Genomic DNA, 18,878 nt, shown 5'->3' on the forward strand with positions numbered 1-18,878 from the left:
GAGCGGGCGTCGGCGCTGCTGCTGGTCGGCACCTTGCCGGCCGACACGTACATCGCCACGTTGCCGGTGCCGCCGAAGGTCATGAAGCTGACCGTGCTCCCGGCCGCCGCCTGGAAGCTGTACAGCGCATCGCCGCCCTGGCTGCTGAGGCCGCGCATCTCGACCTTGTTGGTCATCGTCTTGGTCGGCGGCACGCAGCTGCTGTCCGACGGCGAGCACGGCGGGTTGGTGACCATCTGCAGCAGCATGTCCACGTCCAGGATGCCGGCGCCGATGGGGGTATTGGTGGCGATGGCGACCGGGAACGGCCGCGCACTGGCGCGCAGCAGGTCGCGCATGCCGGTCCAGGTGAATGGGGTCTTGGCGATGCTCTGCACCATCGCCACCGCCGCGGCCACGTGCGGGGACGCCATCGAGGTGCCGGCCATGCCGCCGATCTGCCAGTCGCCGGTCGGGCTTTGCGTGCCGCCGTTGATCACCTGGAAGATGTAGCCGCCGGGGTTGCCGTCGATGTCGCCGCCGCCGCCCGGTGCGGCGAGGTCCACGCGCGTGCCGTAGTTGGAGTAGCTGGCGCGGCCGCCGTTGATGCGCGAGGCGCCGACACTGATGACGCCCTTGCACGAGGACATGGTGTAGGTGCCGGCATCGGCGTTGGAGTTGCCGGCGGCGACCACGATGATGGTGCCCTTGGCGTTGATCTTGTCGATCGCGTCCTGGTAGAGCTGCGGGCAGCTGTCCGGGCCGCTGCTGCCCAGGCTCATGTTGATCACCTCGGCCGGGTTCGGGTTGGTCGGCAGGCCGTCCACCGGCAGGCCGGCGGCGCACAGCATGCCGTCGGCGATGTCGCTGCCGAAGCCGCCGCAGGAGCCGAGCACGCGCACCGGCAGGATCTTGGCGTCGTAGGCCAGGCCGGCGGTGGCCAGGTTGTTGTTGGTGACCTGGGCGATGGTGCCGGAGACGTGGCTGCCGTGCCAGGAACTGTTTTCCGGCGCATTGCCGCTGGCGCCCAGCGGGACGCAGTAGTCGGCCTCCACCCAGTCGCCCAGGTCGTCGCCGCCGGGCGCGCGGCCATCGGTGGCGCGGCGCGAGACGCGGTGGTCGGTGATCATGTCGTAGCCCGGCAGCACGTTGGCGGCCAGGTCGGGGTTGTTCTTGACCACGCCGGTGTCGACCACCGCCACCACCACGCCCTTGCCGGTGGAGCGGGTCCAGCCCTGCTCGGCGTTGACCCCGCCGACCGCGTTGTTGAAGTTCCACTGCAGCTTGGCGTAGGCCGGATCGTTGGGGGTGGTGGAGGCGGCGGCTGCGGCGACGGCCGGCCCGCGCACGCTGGCCTCGTCCAGGCGCTGGTATAGGCGGTCGACCTGCACCGATTCCACCGACGGATCGGCCTTGAGTTCGGCGATGAAGGCGGCGCGCTCGCTGTCGCTGAGGTGGCGCGAGGTCTGCACCACGTGCCAGCCCGGTACCGCCATGTCGCGCAGTACCTTGGCACTGACCGCGCTGCGCAGGGTCAGGCCATTGCTGCCGATCTGCGCGCGCTGCATGCCGCTGCGGGCTACCGCGCTGCTCAGGGTGGTGGCGAGCATGCTGCGTGCCTGGGTGCCGCCATCGCGGGTCTTGACGATGAAGCGCTGGCCCAGGTCGTTGGCGCTGGCCGACTGCGGCACAGGGCCCTGCACGCCGCCCATGCCGATGGTGGGCGTGGCCGCCTGCGCGGCACCGGCGAACAGGACGGCGGCGAGGGCAGCGGCGAGGGTGTTGGAAGACATCATCTGCGGATCCTGGAAGAGAGAGGAGAGAAGGAGAAACCCGCGGCGCACGCGGCGCCGCGGCACGTCACAGATCGATGCCCACGCCGATGCCGGCCGAGGACTCGCCGCTGCTGAAGGCGCCGCCCAGGCTGAACGAGGCGCGCTCGCCGATCTTGCGGGCATAGCCGATCGACAGCGCCTGCTGCCCGCCCTGGAAGCCGGCGCCGACCGACACGCGCCCACGCGGGCTCTGCGTGCCGGCGGCGTTGACCGCCATGTTGAGCATCGCCGCGCTCATCGCGCCGAGCCGGTCCATGCGCCGGTCCATGCCGTCCAGGCGATGCTCGGTGTCGGTGCGCAACTGGTTGAAGCTGTCGTCCAGCGCGGTGATGCGGGTGTTGGTGTAGGCGTTGGCGCTGCTCAGGGTGGCGTTGTTGCCGGCGCGCAGTTGCGCCACGTTGACCGCGTCGGTGTCGGCGCTGCCGGCGGCGACGTTGGCGACCTGGCGCTCGTTGCCGGTGCTGCCCACCGACACCGTGTTGGCGCGGTTGGCGACCGAACCCTGGCCCAGCGCCACCGAGTTGGCGGCGCTGGCCGAGGCGCCCTGGCCGAGCGCAGTGGCCGACGCGGCCGACGCGTTGGCGCTCTCGCCGACCGCCACCGCATTGGTCGCCACCGCGGCGACGCGGGCGTTGGCGCCGACCGCGGTACTGCCGTCGGCATTGACCTGGGCATTGCCGCCGATGGCGGTGTCGTTGGGGCCGTAGGCCAGCGACTGCGCACCCATCGCCAGGCCGTTGTTGCCATTGGCGGTGGCCCCGGAGCCGACGGCCACGGCATTGGTACCGGCACCGGTGCTGGGCGCGGTGGCCGCACCGTCGCCGCCGCCGACGCTGATGCCGCCGGAACCGCCGATGGTGTTGAGGCGATTGCCGAAGCCGGTCAGCGCGGTATCGAGCGCGCCCATCGCCGAACCCAGGTCGGTGTACTTGGTGCCCTGCACCAGATAGTTGCCGCCGATCAGGTTGCCGTTGGCGTCGACCACGCTGCCGGCGCCGAACGCGGCGGCGACGTTGCGCAACTGCGCCAGGTTGACCGCATCGGTGTCCATGGTGCCGGCGGCCAGGTTGGTCAGCTGGCGCTCGGCGCCCGCCGCGCCGATGGAGACGGTGTTGTCGCGCTCGGAGATCGAGCCGGCGCCCAGCGCCACGCTGTTGTTGGTGATGGTCTGCTTGTCGCCGACGAACTGCGAGTTGCCGACCCGCGCGTCCGGGCCGATCGCGATCGAGCGGTCGCCGAACACGTCGGCCTTGGTGCCCATGGCGATGCTGTCGTAGAACATCACCGGGGTATCGAGGAAGAAATTGCCGTTCCACACCATTCCCCCGCCCAGGGCCAGGCTGCGGGTGCCGCCGGCCCAGGAACCGTTGCCTAGCGCGGTGGCGCCGACGCCGCCGGCGAACGCCGCCGGGCCGACTGCGGTGCCGTCGTCGCTCTGCGCGTACGCGCTGGGGCCGATGGCCACGCTGTGGGTACCCCAGGCGCGTGCGCCGTTGCCGAAGGCGGTCGCCCACTCCGCGGTGGCCTGGCTCTGCGCGCCCACCGCCACGGCGGCGTACTGGTTGGCTACCGAGGTGGAGCCCACGGCCACGGTGCGGTTCGCACTGGCCTCGGCCAGCGCGCCGACCGCGGTGGAACTGTAGGCGGTGGCCAGCGCGCCGCCGCCCAGCGCGGTGGAAAGTGGGCCGGTGGCCTGGGTGGCCTGCAACTGCCTGCCGACATAGTCGAAGCCTGGATTCGTTTCCTCGCCGACATCGACGATGCCGCCGACCGCGACACTGGAGCGGTCGCTGGCGATCGCGCCGGCGCCGGCGGCCACGTTGTACTTGCCGCTGGCCTGCGCGCCTGCGCCCAGCGCGGTCGCGGCCACACCGGTGGCGGAGGTCTGCTGCAGGATCACCACGCCGTTGGAGACGTTCGAGAAATCCAGGTCGAGCATGCCGCCGACGGCGGTGGTGGAGATCTCGGTGGCCAGGCTGTTGTGGCCCACCGCCAGCGCATGGTCGGCGTAGCCGACCGCACCGCCGCCCAGCGCCATGGCGCCGGTGCCGACCGCCGAGGCGGCTTCGCCGGCGGCCAGCGCTTCGTCGCCTTCGGCGTCGGCGCCGGCATTGCTGTTGGCGCTGCCGGTGGCCTTGAAGTAGACGCTGGGGTCGTAGGTGGTCGCGGCCGGGGTCGCGTTGGCGTTGGCGTTGGCGTCGGTGGCTGTGGCGTCGGTGTCGGTGCCGGTGCCGGTGGTGGCGGGCTGGGCGGGCGCGGTGGTCGTAGCGGTCGTAGCGGTGGTAGTGGAGGGGGTCTGTGCCATGGCCGTCGATGCCAGGCACAGCGCGCAGGCCAGGGCCAGGGTGCTGTAGGCGCGGGGAATCGGATGACGGGCGGCGGTGCCAAGGGGGGAAGTGCAATCGTTCATGGCGATCTCGGGCTGGGAAACGGCAGGGCAGAAGGCGACGTCGGCGGCGCGTGTGCGCCTCCGTATCGGTCAGGAGTGGTCTGGATGTCGCGCCGTCGTCCCCGGGCGCGCTCCGTCATGTGAACTTAGGCCCGCCGTCACCGGCTTGTCACCCGCAAGTTCTCGCATGATCATCACAGGATTCTCACTGAACGGGCTGGGCACGGCGGCATGAAGGCGTTCTGGAACTGGCTGGGCCGCGCGCCGCTGCTGGACGAGGTGGATCGGCGCAATGCGCGGGTGATCCAGCTGCTGCTGTTGTTCCTGGCGGTGACCATTCCCGCCACGATCGCGGTGGCGCTGGTCCTGGCCTGGCCGCAGTTGCGTGGGCAGGCGGTGCCGGCGGGCATGGTGGTGTCGCTGGGCATGAGTCTGTTGATCGGCGTGTGCGCGGCGATCGGCTTCGTGCGCGTGCGCCACGGCGCCTTGCGCGGCGGCGTGCGGCTGGCGCTCGGGGCGATGCTCGGCTCGCTGCTGGTCAATGCCGCCATCAATGGATTCCAGCGGCAACTGCCGGACCAACTGGCGCAGATGCTGGTGCTGATCCTGGCCGGCCTGGTGCTCGGGCGCCGCGCGCTGTGGGTGACGTTCGCCGCCCTGCTGCTGATGCTTGGTGTCGGCGTCGGCCATGACGCACTGCTGGAACTCGCCGATACGCCCGCACAAGCCTTCTTCAACGTGCTGCCGGTGCTGTTCAGCTACCTGCTGGTGGCGCTGCTGCTGGACCGCACCACCCAGGCGCTGCGCGAGAGCCTGCGCGAGTCCAACGCGCGCGGCCAGCGCCTGCAGCAGGAAATGCAGGAGCGCGAACGCGCGCAGACCCAACTGATCCACGCGCAGAAGCGCGAGATCACCGAGCGCATGGCCAGCGGCCTGGCCCACGACTTCAACAACATCCTGGCGGTGATGTCCGGTTTCGCCGCCACACGTCACGAAGACGACCTGGTCAGCGACACGCAACGCATCGCGCAACTGGAAGACAGCCTGGCGGCGGTGGAGGCATCGGCCGAGCGCGGCATGACCATCGTGCGCCGGCTGCTGCGCTTCAGCCGCCGCGATGCCGAGCATGTCGAACGCTTCGACGCCGCGGCCGCGGTGGAGGCGCTGCAGCCGATGCTGCGACAACTGCTGGAAGCACGGATCGTGCTGCGCTGCGCGCTACCGGCGGCGCCGGCACCGATCCGCTTCGAGCGCAGCCAGTTCGACCTGATGCTGCTGAACCTGGCCTCCAACAGCCGCGACGCGATCGCCGACCGCGGCCATTTCGACATCACCGTCTCCAGCGAGGACGGCACCACCGTGATCGAGGTCGCCGACGACGGCGATGGCATGCCGGCCGAGGTGGCCGCGCAGGTGTTCGAGCCGTTCTACAGCACCAAGCCAGCCGATCGCGGCACCGGCCTGGGCCTGGCCGTGGTGCGCGACCTGGTGATGCGCGCCGGCGGGGAGATCCAGGTGCACAGCACGGTAGGCGTGGGCACGCGCTTCCGCATCGTGCTGCCGCACGCCGATGCGGTGTCGACGTAGGGCCGCCTGGCTGCCCGCGCAGCGTCGCGCGCGCCAGCGAGGGGGCGCGCTAGCCTGCAGGATCGAAGATATAGCCCTTGCCATGCACCGCGGCCAACGGCAGCGGCTCGCCGCAGCGGCGCTGCACCTTGCTGCGCAAGCGGTGCACCATCGAATCCAGGCGGTGCGCGTCGAAGTCGTAGACGCGGTCGGTGAGGGCAGCGATCAACGCCTCGCGCGCCACCAGCAGGCCCGGTTGCTCGAGCAGGCGCAGGCACAGCCGACGTTCGCTGCCGGTCAGCGCGGCGGCGGCGCCGGAGGGCGACAGCAGGCACCAGCCATCCTCGCTCACCTGCCAGCGCCCGCGCGCCGGCGCCGCAGGCGGGCGCCCGCTCACGCGCCGCGCCAGGCTGTGCAGGGTCGCGGCCAGCAGGTCGATTTCCACCGGTTTGGACAGATAGGCGTCGGCGCCGCCGGTCAGGCCGCGGATACGGTCCTCGGTCTGGCCCAGGCTGGTCAGCATGACGATGCCGAGGTCCGGATACTGCAGGCGCAGCGCGCCGGCCAGGGTGAAGCCGTCGGTATCGGGCAGGCCGACATCCAGCACCACGATCTCGGCGCCCTCGCGCTGCACCCGTTGCTGCAGTTCCGCGCCGGTGCCGCAGCCGTCGGCGGCGAAGCCGAAGCGGCGCAGGCCCGGCACCAGGATCCGATCGCGCAGTATCGGATCGTCCTCCAGGACCAAGGTGCGCAGGGCGGCGGCAGCGGGATCGGAAGTCATGCGCAGGCGCAGTGTAGCGGCAGCCGGCCGCTTGCGCGCGCCTGAACGGCAGCGCGCGGCGATTACGCGACGCAAACACCGGCGCTGGCAGACTCGCCGCTCCTCCGTCCCGGCGCCCACGATGGCCTCGCGAATCGAAGACTACGCCATGCTCGGCAACTGCCGCAGCGCGGCCCTGGTGGACCGTTGCGGCTCGATCGACTGGCTGTGCCTGCCGCGCTTCGATTCCGATGCCCTGTTCGCCGCGCTGCTCGGCGAACCCGACCACGGCCGTTGGGCGATCGCGCCACAGGGCGCCTTCACCAGCACCCGCGCTTACCGCGACGGCAGCCTGGTGCTGGAGACGCGGTTCGAGACCGACACCGGCGCAGTGGCGCTGCTCGACTTCATGGTCGCCAGCCACGACGAGGTGATGCACAACCACGTGGTGCGGATCGTGCGCGGGCTGCACGGCAAGGTGCCGCTGCGCATGCAACTGCAGTTGCGCTTCAACTACGGCCGCACCATCCCCTGGGTGTCGCAGATCGATGGCGGCCTGCAGGCGGTGGCCGGGCCGGACCAGATCGCGCTGCGCAGCCCGCAGGCCATGCACGGCCACGGCTTCGCCACCGAGTCCGAGTTCGTGCTGGACGCCGGCGAGAGCACCTGGTTCGTGCTCAGCCACGGCGCCTCGCATCTGGAACTGCCGCCGTTGCTGGCGCCGGAGCAGGCGCTGGCGCAGACCGAGGCGTTCTGGCACGGCTGGTCGCATCGCTGCCTGCATGCCGGTCCATGGACCGAGGCGGTGCGGCGCTCGCTGGTGGTGCTGAAGGGCCTGAGCTACCTGCCCACCGGCGCGATCGTCGCCGCGCCGACCACCTCGCTGCCCGAACGCCTGGGCGGCGAGCGCAACTGGGACTACCGTTTCTGCTGGCTGCGCGATGCGGTGTTCACCCTGACCGCGTTGCGCTCGGCCGGCTACTTCGACGAGGCTGCCGCTTTCCATGGCTGGCTGCAGCGCACCGTGGCCGGGTCGCCGGACCAGTTGCAGGCGCTGTACGGCATCGGCGGCGAGCGGCGCATGTCCGAATGGCAGGTGGACTGGCTGCCCGGCTACGAAGGCGCCTCGCCGGTGCGCGTGGGCAATGCCGCGGTCGGCCAGTTCCAGCTCGACGTCTATGGCGAGGTGATCGCCGCGTTCCACCGCGGCCACCACGAGGGCATGGCCTCGGCGGTGCATGGTCGCTCGCTGGCGCGGCAGCTGCTGGAGGTGCTGGAAGAGCGCTGGCGCGAACCGGACGAAGGCATCTGGGAAATCCGCGACAAGCGCCAGCACTTCGTCCATTCCAAGGTGATGGCGTGGCTGGCGTTCGACTGCGGCGCCCGCGACGGCGTCACCGACGCCGATGCCACGCAACGCGCGCACTGGCGCGCGCTGGCCGACGAGATCCATGCGCAGGTGCTGGCGCAGGGCGTGCACCGCGACGGCTATTTCGTGCAGAGCTACGGCAGCGAGCGGCTGGACGCGGCGACCCTGCTGATCCCCTTGGTCGGCTTCCTGCCGCCGGACGACCCGCGCGTGGCCGCCACCGCCGACGCCATCGCCGAACGCCTGAGCATCGACGGCCTGGTCGAACGCTACCGCGCCGACGACGACAGCGGCGACGGCCTGCCGGCCGGCGAGGGTACCTTCATCGCCTGCAGCTTCTGGCTGGTGGAGAACTACACGCTGCTCGGCCGTGGCGAACAGGCACGCACCCTGTTCGAGCGCCTGCTCGGGCTATGCAACGACGTCGGCCTGCTGGCCGAGGAATACGACCCGCGCAGCGGCCGCATGCTCGGCAATTTCCCGCAGGGCTACTCGCACGTGGCGCTGGTCCACGCGGCGCTGCGCCTGCATGGCTTGATCGGCGAACAGGATACCCATCCATGAGCGATGCTTCCCAGACCACTCCTCCCTGCCTGATCGTGGTGTTCGGCGCCCGCGGCGACCTGACCCGCCGCCTGGTGCTGCCGGCGCTGTACAACCTGCGCCACAGCGGTGCGCTGCCCGAGGAGTTCGCGGTGATCGGCGTGGACCACGGTGCGGTCAGCGAAGTGACGTGGCGGCGCATGCTCGGCGATGCGATGCGCGGGTTGATGGCCGACCGCGACGCCGAGTTCAAGGCCGATGGCCTGGACGAGGAGGTGTGGGGCTGGCTGCGTTCGCGCCTGCACTACCTGCGCGGCGACTTCAACGACGCAGGCACCTATCGCAGCCTGGGCGCGCTGCTGGACAGGATCGGCGCGCAGTACCGCAGCGGCGGCAACGTGCTGTTCTACCTGGCCACCGCGGCGCGCTTCTTCGCGCCGGTGATCGAGCAGCTGGGCGCGGCCGGGCTGGTCAAGCAGAGCGCCAGCGGCGGCTGGCGCCGGGTGATCGTGGAGAAGCCGTTCGGCCACGACCTGCAGAGCGCGCGCGAACTCAATGCCATCGTCGGCCGCGTGCTCGACGAGGACCAGGTGTTCCGCATCGACCATTTCCTGGGCAAGGAAACGGTGCAGAACATCCTGGCGTTCCGCTTCGCCAACGGCCTGTTCGAGCCGGTGTGGAACCGCGACCGCATCGACCACGTGCAGATCACCGCCGCCGAGACCATCGGCGTGGAAGGCCGCGGCGGCTTCTATGATCCCACCGGCTGCCTGCGCGACATGGTGCCCAACCATCTGTTCCAGCTGCTGGCGATGATCGCGATGGAACCGCCGGCGGCGTTCACCCCGGCGGCGATGCTGCGCCGGCGCGCCGAGGTGATCGAGGCGGTGCGGCCGCTGAGCCCCGCCGACGTGGTGCGCGGCCAGTACGCGGCCGGCGCGATCGGCCGCAACGCGGTGCCCGGCTACCGCGAGGAAGACACGGTGCCGCCGGACTCCAACACCGAGACCTATGTGGCAATGAAGCTGCAGGTGGACACCTGGCGCTGGGCCGGCGTGCCGTTCTATCTGCGCACCGGCAAGCGCCTGCGCGAGCGCACCACCGAGATCGCGATCCGCTTCAAGCCGGCACCGTTGGCGCCGCTGCGCAGCGCCGAGATCGGCGGCTACGGCCCCGACTGGCTGGTACTGCACATCCAGCCCGACGAAGGCATCTCGCTGCAGTTCGACGTCAAGCGCCCGGGTGCGCGGGTCAGCCTGGCGCCGGTGCGCATGGATTTCCGCTACCGCGACTGGTTCCCCAAGGAATACACGGTGGGCTACGAGCGCCTGCTGCAGGACTGCATGCACGGCGAGGCCGGGCTGTTCCAGGACGCGACCATGGTCGAGGCGGCCTGGACCATCGTGCAGCCGATCCTCGACGCCTGGCAGACCTCGGCCGACGAAACCCCGCAGTACCCGGCCGGCAGTGCCGGCCCGGCCGCGGCCGACGCGTTGCTGGCGCTCAACGGCGGCCATACCTGGCGCACCCTGACTGCCGGGCGCCGCCCGCCGCCGCGGCGCCCGCCCGAAGCCACCGCCACCACCGAGACCCGGCCGGTGACGCCAGCGCCGAAGCGTGGCGGGGCCAGGGCGGGCGATGCCTCGGCTTCTGCGACGCCGCGCAAGACGCCGCGCAAGTCGACCAGGAGCAAGACCACTTCGGCACCAGCGAAGACGTCGGCGGCGAAGACGGTCGCGAAGAAGACCGCGAAAAAAGCCGTCAAGCGCGCGACCAGTAGCGCCGCGAAGCGTCCCGCACGCAAGCGCTGAAGCGGTGCCCCGGGCGCTGGCGTGCGCGCCAGTGCTCGGGAAGATCCCTCCATGTCACAAAGCGGTGCCGCGGGCGCTGGCGTGAGCCCCAGCGCTCGGGGAGATGCCTCCATGACAAGGCGGCGAATGCGTGGCGGCTGGATCCTGCAGTCGGGGCTGAAGTCCCTCCCACAATGGAAGGATGGGCGGCGTCCAGACATCGCGCGCTTGCGAGCCTCGGCTTTGGCGAACCGGCATGTCATGCCTGGTTCCATCGTCTCCTGTTCTCGTAGCCAGCAAAGCCGTCGCTACGGCGGACGCTTTCGACCGCAATTGTGGAAGTCAACTCTCATTCCGCGCGAAGTGGTGTGCGTTCCGATGGCGCAATGCGTCGGGACTGACGTCCCGCCCACAGTGGACCCGGCGGGCTTGCCGCAAGCCACTGTGGGAGCGGCTTCAGCCGCGACGCGACCATGCTGGATTGCACGCGCACGATGTTGCAGCCGGGTCGTACGTTGGCGCTTCGTCAACAGCCCCATCGCGATCCGATCGCGTGCAGCGACGCCGTGCCAGCATGAGCGCCGTTGGCGGCAGCGAAGCGCGCGCACAGCGCGTCGTTGACCTGCAACACCGTCGGTCGTGCAGCCAAGGCCGCAGCCAAACCGCCAGCCTCAACCGCGCGGCTGCCCCGCATTCGTCGCATCCGCCGGCCCCGCCGTGGGATCGTTGACGTCGGCCTCGAACAGCTTGGTCAGGTCGGCGCGTGCCGCACGGGCGGTCTGCACCACCGCGGCATCGTCGTCGTAGACCAGGTGCTGGGCGCGCAACAGTTGCGTGTCGTGCTCGCGGAAGCGGGCGATGCGGTCGCGCGCGGTGGCCGCGTCCAGGCCCAGGCCGAGCAGCACCTGCTCGCTGAGTTCCAGGCTGGAGGCGAACACTTCGCGGAACGGTTCGGCGCCCAGGTCCATCAGCCGCCAGGCGTGCTGGCGGTTGCGCGCGCGGGCCAGCACCTTGGCCGTGGGATAGAGCCGGCGGATCAGCCGCGTGGTCTTGATGTTGGTCTCCGGGTCGTCCATCGCCACCACGAAGATGCGGATGCCGTCGCTGCCGGCCGCGCGCAGCAGGTCCGGGCGGCTGGGGTCGCCGTAGTAGAGCTGGTTGCCGAAGCGGCGCAGGTCTTCCACCGTGTCCGGGTTGTGTTCCAGCGCCACGAACGGAATGCGCTGTGCGGTCAGCAGGCGCGCCACGATCTGACCGAAGCGGCCCATGCCGGCGATCAGCACCTGCGCGCGCTGCGCATCCACGGTGTCGTACTGCGCTGCCGGCGGTGGTGGCTGCTTGCCCTTGCCGGCCTCGTTGCCGCCGAGCAGACGCTGCATGCCGATCAGCAGCAGCGGCGTCAGCGCCATCGACACGCCGACCACCGCGACGAGGCGGTCGTGGGTGGCGTCGTCGAGCAGGCGCACGCGCTGCGCCTCGGTGAACACCACGAAGGCGAACTCGCCGCCCAGCCACAACAAGCTGCCCAGCAGCAGCGCACTGCGCCAGGGCAGGCGCAGCACGCGGCCGATGCCGGCCAGCAGCGCGAACTTGACCAACAGCAATGTGGCGACGGCCCCGGCGATCAGCCACGGTTCTGCGACGATGCGGTCCAGGTCGATGCCCATGCCCACGGCGATGAAGAACACGCCCAGCAGCAGGCCCTGGAACGGCTCGATCTGCGCTTCCAGTTCGTGGCGGAACTCCGAATCGGCCAGCAGCACGCCGGCCAGGAACGCGCCCAGGCTGGGGCTGAGCCCGGCCTTCTGCAGGAACCAGGCGTTGCCCAGCACCACCAGCAGCGCGCTGGCGGTGAACACCTCGGGCATGCGCGTGCGCGCCACGGTGCGGAACAGGTGGCGCAGCACGAAGCGCCCGCACAGCACCACCAGCGCGAGCGCGCCCAGCGCCTGGCCCACTTCCGTCCAGGTCAGGGTGTCGTTCTTGGCGCCGCCGAGCAGCGGCACCGCGGCCAGCAGCGGGATCGCGATCAGGTCCTGGAACAGCAGGATGGCGAAGCCGAGCCGGCCGTAGTCGCTGTTGAGCGCCTTGCGCTCGGCCAGCAACTGCAGGCCCACCGCGGTGGAGGACAGCGCCAGCGCCAGGCCGATCACCAGCGCGCTCTTCCAGTTCAGGCCCATGCACAGCGCCAGCGCGCCCAGCGGCAGCGCGGTCAGTGCGACCTGGGCCGAGCCGGCGCCGAACACCGCATGCCGCATCACCTTCAATCGCGCCGGCGACAGCTCCAGGCCGATCAGGAACAGCAGCATCACCACGCCGATCTCGGCGGCGTTGAGGATGCGCTCGGTGTCCTGCACGAAGCCCAGCCCGTCCGGCCCCAGCACCACGCCGGCGGCCAGGTAGGCCAACACCGCGCCCAGGCCCAGGCGCTTGAACACCGGCACCGCGATCACCGCGGCCAGCAGCAGCACCAGCGCCAGTTCCAGGCCGCCGCTATGCACGAGTCGTCTCCATCGCCGCATTATGCGGCCGCCAATGCGACCGGGTGCTGACCCGGGCTGGGTGCGGGGTGCCCGATGGGCTCTGCGAATCCTTGGAGGTCGAGGCCGGGTGGGTGACGGTGCTGCGGGCCTTCCTGTGGAGGAGGGGATCGCCGCCCGATCAGGGCGCTGCGCTTGCGCGGTCGCCTCGCCTGAGGCTTGGTCGCGTCGCGACCGAAGGGCGCCTCGAGCAAGCACAAACGCACACGCGTAGGAGCGGCTTCAGCCGCGACCGTGCCGTACCGGTAGAGCCTCGTCGCGGCTGAAGCCGCTCCTACGAGACGGCGCGAGGCGTGGCAAAAACAGGTGATTCGAGGTGCCCTGAAGGCGCTCCCACACGGCATGACTTGCAGCGGTCGAAGTCGTTCTGAATCCAGCAACACACGTCAGCCGTGAGCACCGGGCAGCCGACCGGAGCCCCTGTGGGAGGGGCTTCAGCCCCGACGCGCGGAGGCCGGAATCGCGACAGTGCACCCTGTCGCCGAACGCGCGGTACGGTGCGCCGCAAGCCCTGGATCATCCCCGCGCCGCGGCCAGCCGTGTACCGTTAGCGCATTCGCTCGCCTCTGCCGCCGCCATGAGCACCTATCACCTGCAGTCCGTGTTCCGCCCCGCCTCGGTCGCCATCGTCGGCGGCAGCCCGCGCGAGCGTTCAGCCGGGCGCGCGGTGGTGCGCAGCCTGCGCGCGGCCGGGTTTCCGGGGCAGATCGGCTGGGTCAGCCCGCGCTACCGCGAGATCGACGGCGTGCCCACGGTGCGCCGCCTCACCGATCTGCCGTGGGTGCCGGACCTGGTGGTGATCACCGCGCCGGCGCGGATGGTGCCGCGTATCGTGTCGATCGCCGCGCGGCGCGGCGTGGCCGCGGCGATCATCCTCACCGCCGGGCTCGGCAGCGGGCCGGGATCGGCCGCGGCGCGGGTCGAGAGCGCCGCGCGCGCCAAGGGCCTGCGCATCCTAGGCCCGCACTGCCTGGGCGTGATCGCGCCGCATGCGCGGCTCAACGCCAGCATCGCCGCGCACTGCCCGCAGCCGGGCGACCTGGCGCTGATCTCAGAATCCAGCGCCATCGCCGCGGCGCTGGTGGAATGGGGGGTGGCGCGTGCGGTCGGCTTCTCGGCGGTGGTGTCGCTGGGCGATGCGCTGGACGTGGATTTCGCCGACCTGCTCGACTACTTCGCCACCGACTACCGCACCCGCGCGATCCTGCTCTACGTCGAACATATCCGCGACGCGCGCAAGTTCATGTCCGCCGCCCGCGCCGCCGCCCGCGCCAAACCGGTGGTGGTGGTGAAGTCGGGTCGGCAGCTGCGCATCGATCCCAACGCCGACACCCACGTGCAGGCCCTGGCCAGTTCCGATGCGGTCTACGGCGCCGCGTTCGCCCGCGCCGGTTTGCTGCGGGTGCGCGCGCTGGACGAACTGTTCGCCGCGGCGGAGACGCTGGGCCGGCTCAGCACCTTCCCCGGCCGGCGCCTGGCCATCCTCAGCAACGGCGGCGGCGTCGGCCGCCTGGCGGTGGATACGCTGGCCGATCTCGGCGGCACCCTGGCTGCGCTGTCGGCGCCCATCCAGCAGCGGCTGGACGCGGCGCTGCCGCAGGAGTGGTCGCACCGCAATCCGGTGGACATCGTGGTGGACGCCGACGGCGAACGCTACGCCGCCGCCGCGGGCGCGCTGCTGGAGGATCCGGAGAACGACGCGGTGCTGGTGGTCAACGTCCCCACGGCGTTCACCTCCTCCGCCGAGGCGGCGCAGGCGCTGACCCGCATCCTCGGCCAGCGTCCGCGCCACCACCGCGACAAGCCGGTGTTCGCGGTGTGGCTGGGCAACGACGAAAGCGCCACCGCCACGCTCAACGCCGCGCGCATCCCCACCTATGCCACCGAGGCCGACGCGGTGCGCGGCTTCATGCACCTGGTGCGCTACCGCGAGGCGCAGGCGGCGCTGATGGAAACGCCGCCGAGCCTGCCCGACGATTTCGCCTTCGACGCCGCGGCCGCGCGCGGCATCGTCGACGCTGCGCTGGCCGCCGGGCAGACCTGGCTGGACCCGCTGGCGACCACGCGGCTGCTGGCCGCCTACGGCATTCCCACCGCGCCGGTGGCGCATGCCGCCGATGCCGAGGCGGCGGCGCAGGTGGCCGCGCCGATGCTGGCGCAAGGGTCGGCGGTGGCGGTGAAGATCCATTCGGCCGACATCCCGCACAAGTCCGATGTGGACGGTGTGCGCCTCAATTTGGTCAGCGTGGAAGCGGTGCGCGATGCCGCCGAGGGCATCCTTGCCCGCGCGCGCGCCGCGCGGCCGGAAGCGCGCATCGACGGCGTGCTGGTGCAGCCTTCGCTGCTGCGGCCCAAGGCACGCGAGCTGATCGCCGGCATCGCCGACGATCCGACCTTCGGCCCGGTGATCGTGTTCGGCCGCGGCGGCACCGCGGTCGAGGTGATCGACGACAAGGCGCTGGCGCTGCCGCCGCTGGACCTGCGCCTGGCCCACGAACTGATCGGCCGCACTCGGGTCAGCCGCATCCTCAAGGCTTACCGCGACGTCCCGGCCGCCGACGAGCGCGCCGTGGCGATGGTGCTGGTCAAGCTGGCGCAACTGGCGGCCGACCTGCCGGAGATCCGCGAACTGGACATCAATCCGCTGCTGGCCGACCGCGACGGGGTGATCGCGGTCGACGCGCGGGTGGCGGTGGCGCCGTCGCGGCGCCTGCACAAGGGCCGCGGCCATCCGCGCTTCGCGATCTTCCCGTATCCCAAGGAATGGGAGCGGCGCATCGTGCTCAACGACGGCAACGCTGCGCTCGTGCGCCCGGTGCGGCCGGAGGACGACGCGCTGTTCCGCAGCTTCTTCGCCCGCGTCACCGACGAGGACCTGCGGCTGCGCTTCTTCCAGGCGGTCAAGCATTTCAGCCACGAATTCATCGCGCGCCTGACCCAGCTCGACTACGCGCGCTCGATCGCGCTGGTGGCGATCGAACCGCGCAGCGGCGACATGCTCGGCGCGGTACGCCTGCATGCCGACGCCGACTACGACCGCGGCGAATACGGCATCCTGATCCGCTCCGACCTCAAGGGCCACGGCATCGGCTGGCAGCTGATGCGGATCATGATCGAGTACGCCGGCTGGCTCGGCCTCAAAGTGGTCGAAGGCCAGGTGCTGCGCGAGAACCGCACCATGCTGGCGATGTGCCAGCAGCTCGGCTTCAAGGCCACGCCCGATCCGGACGACGCCACGCTGATGGACGTGGTGCTGCCGGTGACGCAACACTGAGGGCGGCGCTGCGATGTCGACGTTCTCGCCCAGTGTCTTGAAGCCGCGCCACGCGATCCTGTTCGGCCGGCCGGGCGATGCCGCGCTGGAGATCCTGCTGCGCCCGTTCCTGCATGCCGGCGAGATCGTGGATACTGCGATCCGCCTGGACGGCATCGCGCTGCCGTCACTCAGGCTCGGCGAGCTGGCCGGCCAGCGCTTCGACTTTCCGCGCAACCCGCAGGACGGCTATATCGATGGCTCGCTTTACCTGGCAGGCGCGCACCATCCGGTCGACGTCGACTCACTGACATTCAGCCTCTCCCGCGACGGGCAACTGACGCTCGTGGTCAAGGGCGTGTACGCGTTCGATGTCGAAGGCCTCGACGAGCTGGGCGAGGTGCCCTTTACCCTGGCGGCGCGGGTGAGTTCGTGCGCGTTGTAAGCGGCGCAGGCCGCGCAGGCCCCGGCGCACATCGGCACCGCTCGCCACGGGTTCAGTGGCGATCATGAAGTACATCGCGCGGTACTACGACGGCGACACATTGCTGCGCGCGCGTCAATTGCTACGCGAGAAGGGGATCGCCACGCACGTGCAGGAGGCGTCGCGAAGATTGGGCGAGCAATGGGCGCTGTTCGTCTGTTTCAACGCCCAGGCCGAGGACGCGCTGCGCGTTCTTCACGATCCCAGGCATCAGCCGGCAACCAGGATCGATGTGGCAGCGTTCGAGCAGCGCATGGCGACAGCCGACCTGCGTCTGCTCACCCGTGCCGCCAGCATCGTGTTCGTGATCGCAGTACCGGTGTTATGCGCCTTGATCTATCTGCTCTGGCGCTACGCCTGAGCCGCCGCATCCGACCCGCCCACAGGAGTTCTTCATGTCGTTCAAGCCAGAGCGTTACACCTCGGTCTCGCCGTATCTCATCGTCGACGGTGCACAGCGCACCATCGATTTCCTGGTCGCGGTATTCGATGCCGAACCGTTGCGGCAGATTCCCGGCGAGCGCGGCCTGCTCGCGCACGGCGAGGTGCGCATCGACGACACCGTGGTGATGTTCTGCGATGCGGTCGAGGGCTGGCCGGCGGTGCCGGCGCATGTGCACGTCTACGTACGCGACGTGGATGCCACCTACCAGCGTGCGTTAGCTGCCGGTGCGACTGCAATACAGGCACCGGAGCAGAAGGACGATCCGGACCGGCGTGGCGGCTTCCGCGACGCCGGCGGCACGACCTGGTGGGTCGGGCAGCAGATCGGCTGAGCGAGCGCAGGCAGCCTGCCTGACGCCGCTCATCCCTGTGTCCCTTCGCCGCGCTGGGCACAGGCCGTACCCGCCGGCGCCGTCCAACGGCGCGCGACAGGCGTGGCATTGCGGCGGTTACTCCAGGTCCTGGTTGCTCAGCCCGCGCTCGACCGGGTACACGGTCGGCGGCGGGGTGGTGGAGCGCATCAGCTTCAGCGAGGTCTTGCTCTGCTCGCACAGGTTGCCGCCACTGACGAACACGCCGTCCTGGGTGCACTTCCAGTCGTAGAAGTTGGCGATGCCGCCGGCCAGCTGCAGGCTGTAGTCGGTGCTCTTGGCCGCCGCGTCGAAGGGTTGCCCGGCCGGGATGTTCTGGAACCAGCGCATCCATTCCTTGGAGCCGACCGGCGGCACCTTGTCCGGTGCCTGGAAGGTCGGGTTCATCGGCGAGAGTTGTGGCGATTCGGCGGTCATGTGGCAGCTCATGCAGGAGCTGATGGGGTTGTCCACCGGGCCGTTGAGGCGGCCGTTCCAGCCCAGGTGGGTCGGCGGCAGTTCCGGCCTGGCGTTGATCGCCGACTGCAGGATGCGCGGATTGATCCGGGTCTGGGTCGGCTGCTTGTTGGTGTAGTCGTCGCCGCTGTTCTGCGGATCGTTGCCCCACATCACGCCCACCGGCACCAGGTTCTGCCAGCCGGGCTTGCCGCTGACCGCGCCGTTGTACTGGAAAGTGCCGAAGATCCAGCCGGTGCCGGGCACGCGGCTGTCGCGCACGGCGAAATCCATCTGGATCAGGGCCACTTTCTTGAACGAGCGGTCGGCGGACTTGAAGCTGTTGGTGACCCAGGCGTTCCACAGCACCGGGTTCTGCAGGAACGGCACCTGGCTCAGGTCCACGTCGGCGAACAGCGCCTTGCACACCACGGTGCCGTCGCGGAAGGTGTTGGGCTTGGTGGTGAAGCTCGGGTCCGGGTTCTGCGGATCCTTCCACACCTGGCCGAAGGTGTAGGCGCCGACATCGTTGTAGATGCCCACCGCGAAGGTCTGGCCGGTGGTGAGCTGGGTCGGCGCCAATTGCTTGACCTGGATCTGCGCCTCCTTGGTCAGCCCATGCACGCCCTCGCGCCCGAGCGGGCCGTAGTGCTGCCAAGGCGCGTGGTACCAGCGCCGTACCTTGTTGTTCTGCACGTACCAGTCGCTTTCGACGTTGCCTTCCAGGCAGTAGGCCTTCACCGCGTCGGCGTAGCCACGCCAGGCCTCGAAGTTGTTGCTCAGCGGCTTGGGCAGCTGCTGGAAGAAGGCCGGCAATGGGCCGCTCGGCGGCTGTTGCGGATAGTCCTGGCTGAGCTGGAACAGCGGCCCCTTGTAGGTGGAGGGCGGCGCGTAGCCGAAATCCGGAAACCGTCCGGCGGAGGCGGCGCCGCTGGCAAGGGTCAGCACGGTGGCGATGGCGAGAATGCGCGGATGGGGCAGTTGCATGGTGGACCTCCGGTCGTGTGCGTCGATGCGTGCGGGCGATGCCGCGTCCTGTGTCCGGACATCCCCTGGCCCCGGACCGGCCGCACGCCCGCGCTGCTGCGCGGCCGCGATGAAGGACTCCCGCCGTGCCGCA

Annotated in this window: 12 protein-coding genes; 7 read left to right on the top strand and 5 right to left on the bottom strand. The window is 70.5% G+C overall.

Features of this window, described 5'->3' with window-relative positions; all coding sequences use genetic code 11:
- Together ACP93_RS01865 and ACP93_RS01870 are read right to left on the bottom strand one after the other, a co-directional pair.
- Positions 1 to 1,772: S8 family serine peptidase (locus tag ACP93_RS01865; RefSeq protein WP_228135931.1), on the bottom strand; the 1,772-nt coding region annotated here is incomplete at its 3' end.
- Between the two features lie 67 nt (positions 1,773 to 1,839).
- A complete protein-coding gene (locus ACP93_RS01870; protein WP_048489162.1) occupies positions 1,840 to 4,224 on the bottom strand; it encodes a YadA family autotransporter adhesin in 2,385 nt (794 codons plus the stop codon).
- Positions 4,225 to 4,434: 210 nt separating this feature from the next.
- On the opposite strand from ACP93_RS01870, the gene ACP93_RS01875 reads away from it, so the two are divergent.
- Positions 4,435 to 5,790, top strand: coding sequence for a sensor histidine kinase (locus ACP93_RS01875; RefSeq protein WP_048489163.1), 1,356 nt, complete (start codon positions 4,435 to 4,437; stop codon positions 5,788 to 5,790).
- A 49-nt stretch (positions 5,791 to 5,839) separates the two neighbouring features.
- Here the strand turns inward: ACP93_RS01875 and ACP93_RS01880 are convergent, their stop codons facing one another.
- The gene (locus tag ACP93_RS01880) at positions 5,840 to 6,550 is read right to left on the bottom strand and encodes a response regulator transcription factor (RefSeq protein ID WP_017908633.1); all 711 of its coding nucleotides are present in this window, start codon (positions 6,548 to 6,550) and stop codon (positions 5,840 to 5,842) included.
- A 121-nt stretch (positions 6,551 to 6,671) separates the two neighbouring features.
- On the opposite strand from ACP93_RS01880, the gene ACP93_RS01885 reads away from it, so the two are divergent.
- Positions 6,672 to 8,462: a glycoside hydrolase family 15 protein gene (locus ACP93_RS01885; RefSeq protein ID WP_048489164.1), complete on the top strand. Its 1,791-nt coding sequence runs from the start codon at positions 6,672 to 6,674 to the stop codon at positions 8,460 to 8,462.
- The gene (zwf, locus tag ACP93_RS01890; RefSeq protein WP_048489165.1) at positions 8,459 to 10,252 is read left to right on the top strand and encodes a glucose-6-phosphate dehydrogenase; all 1,794 of its coding nucleotides are present in this window, start codon (positions 8,459 to 8,461) and stop codon (positions 10,250 to 10,252) included. Before ACP93_RS01885 ends, zwf begins: the two co-directional genes overlap by 4 nt.
- Positions 10,253 to 10,902: 650 nt before the next feature.
- Here the strand turns inward: zwf and ACP93_RS01895 are convergent.
- Positions 10,903 to 12,732: a monovalent cation:proton antiporter-2 (CPA2) family protein gene (locus ACP93_RS01895; RefSeq protein ID WP_048489166.1), complete on the bottom strand. Its 1,830-nt coding sequence runs from the start codon at positions 12,730 to 12,732 to the stop codon at positions 10,903 to 10,905.
- A 616-nt stretch (positions 12,733 to 13,348) separates the two neighbouring features.
- Between ACP93_RS01895 and ACP93_RS01900 the strand changes: the two genes are divergently transcribed.
- From ACP93_RS01900 to ACP93_RS01915, 4 genes are all read left to right on the top strand, one after another.
- A complete protein-coding gene (locus tag ACP93_RS01900) occupies positions 13,349 to 16,045 on the top strand; it encodes a bifunctional acetate--CoA ligase family protein/GNAT family N-acetyltransferase (protein WP_048489167.1) in 2,697 nt (898 codons plus the stop codon).
- A 13-nt stretch (positions 16,046 to 16,058) separates the two neighbouring features.
- Positions 16,059 to 16,469 (top strand): hypothetical protein, encoded by a 411-nt coding sequence (locus ACP93_RS01905; protein ID WP_048489168.1) that lies wholly within the window; start codon positions 16,059 to 16,061, stop codon positions 16,467 to 16,469.
- 64 nt (positions 16,470 to 16,533) lie between these two features.
- Positions 16,534 to 16,869 (top strand): hypothetical protein, encoded by a 336-nt coding sequence (locus ACP93_RS01910; protein ID WP_131721565.1) that lies wholly within the window; start codon positions 16,534 to 16,536, stop codon positions 16,867 to 16,869.
- 34 nt (positions 16,870 to 16,903) lie between these two features.
- The gene (locus ACP93_RS01915; RefSeq protein WP_048489170.1) at positions 16,904 to 17,284 is read left to right on the top strand and encodes a VOC family protein; all 381 of its coding nucleotides are present in this window, start codon (positions 16,904 to 16,906) and stop codon (positions 17,282 to 17,284) included.
- A gap of 117 nt (positions 17,285 to 17,401) precedes the next feature.
- Here the strand turns inward: ACP93_RS01915 and ACP93_RS01920 are convergent, their stop codons facing one another.
- Positions 17,402 to 18,745 carry a hypothetical protein gene (locus tag ACP93_RS01920; protein WP_048489171.1) on the bottom strand — a complete coding sequence of 448 codons (1,344 nt, stop codon included), beginning with the start codon at positions 18,743 to 18,745 and terminating at the stop codon, positions 17,402 to 17,404.
- Positions 18,746 to 18,878: the final 133 nt, after the last annotated feature.

It is taken from the genome of Xanthomonas sp. NCPPB 1128, from assembly GCF_001043115.1.
Taxonomy (GTDB): Bacteria; Pseudomonadota; Gammaproteobacteria; order Xanthomonadales; family Xanthomonadaceae; genus Xanthomonas_A.

Coding starts and splice junctions, on each gene's coding strand:
- ACP93_RS01870 (WP_048489162.1), bottom strand. CDS start 4,224: ATGAACGATTGCACTTCCCCCCTTGGCACCGCCGCCCGTCATCCGATT.
- ACP93_RS01875 (WP_048489163.1), top strand. CDS start 4,435: ATGAAGGCGTTCTGGAACTGGCTGGGCCGCGCGCCGCTGCTGGACGAG.
- ACP93_RS01880 (WP_017908633.1), bottom strand. CDS start 6,550: ATGACTTCCGATCCCGCTGCCGCCGCCCTGCGCACCTTGGTCCTGGAG.
- ACP93_RS01885 (WP_048489164.1), top strand. CDS start 6,672: ATGGCCTCGCGAATCGAAGACTACGCCATGCTCGGCAACTGCCGCAGC.
- zwf (WP_048489165.1), top strand. CDS start 8,459: ATGAGCGATGCTTCCCAGACCACTCCTCCCTGCCTGATCGTGGTGTTC.
- ACP93_RS01900 (WP_048489167.1), top strand. CDS start 13,349: ATGAGCACCTATCACCTGCAGTCCGTGTTCCGCCCCGCCTCGGTCGCC.
- ACP93_RS01905 (WP_048489168.1), top strand. CDS start 16,059: ATGTCGACGTTCTCGCCCAGTGTCTTGAAGCCGCGCCACGCGATCCTG.
- ACP93_RS01910 (WP_131721565.1), top strand. CDS start 16,534: ATGAAGTACATCGCGCGGTACTACGACGGCGACACATTGCTGCGCGCG.
- ACP93_RS01915 (WP_048489170.1), top strand. CDS start 16,904: ATGTCGTTCAAGCCAGAGCGTTACACCTCGGTCTCGCCGTATCTCATC.
- ACP93_RS01920 (WP_048489171.1), bottom strand. CDS start 18,745: ATGCAACTGCCCCATCCGCGCATTCTCGCCATCGCCACCGTGCTGACC.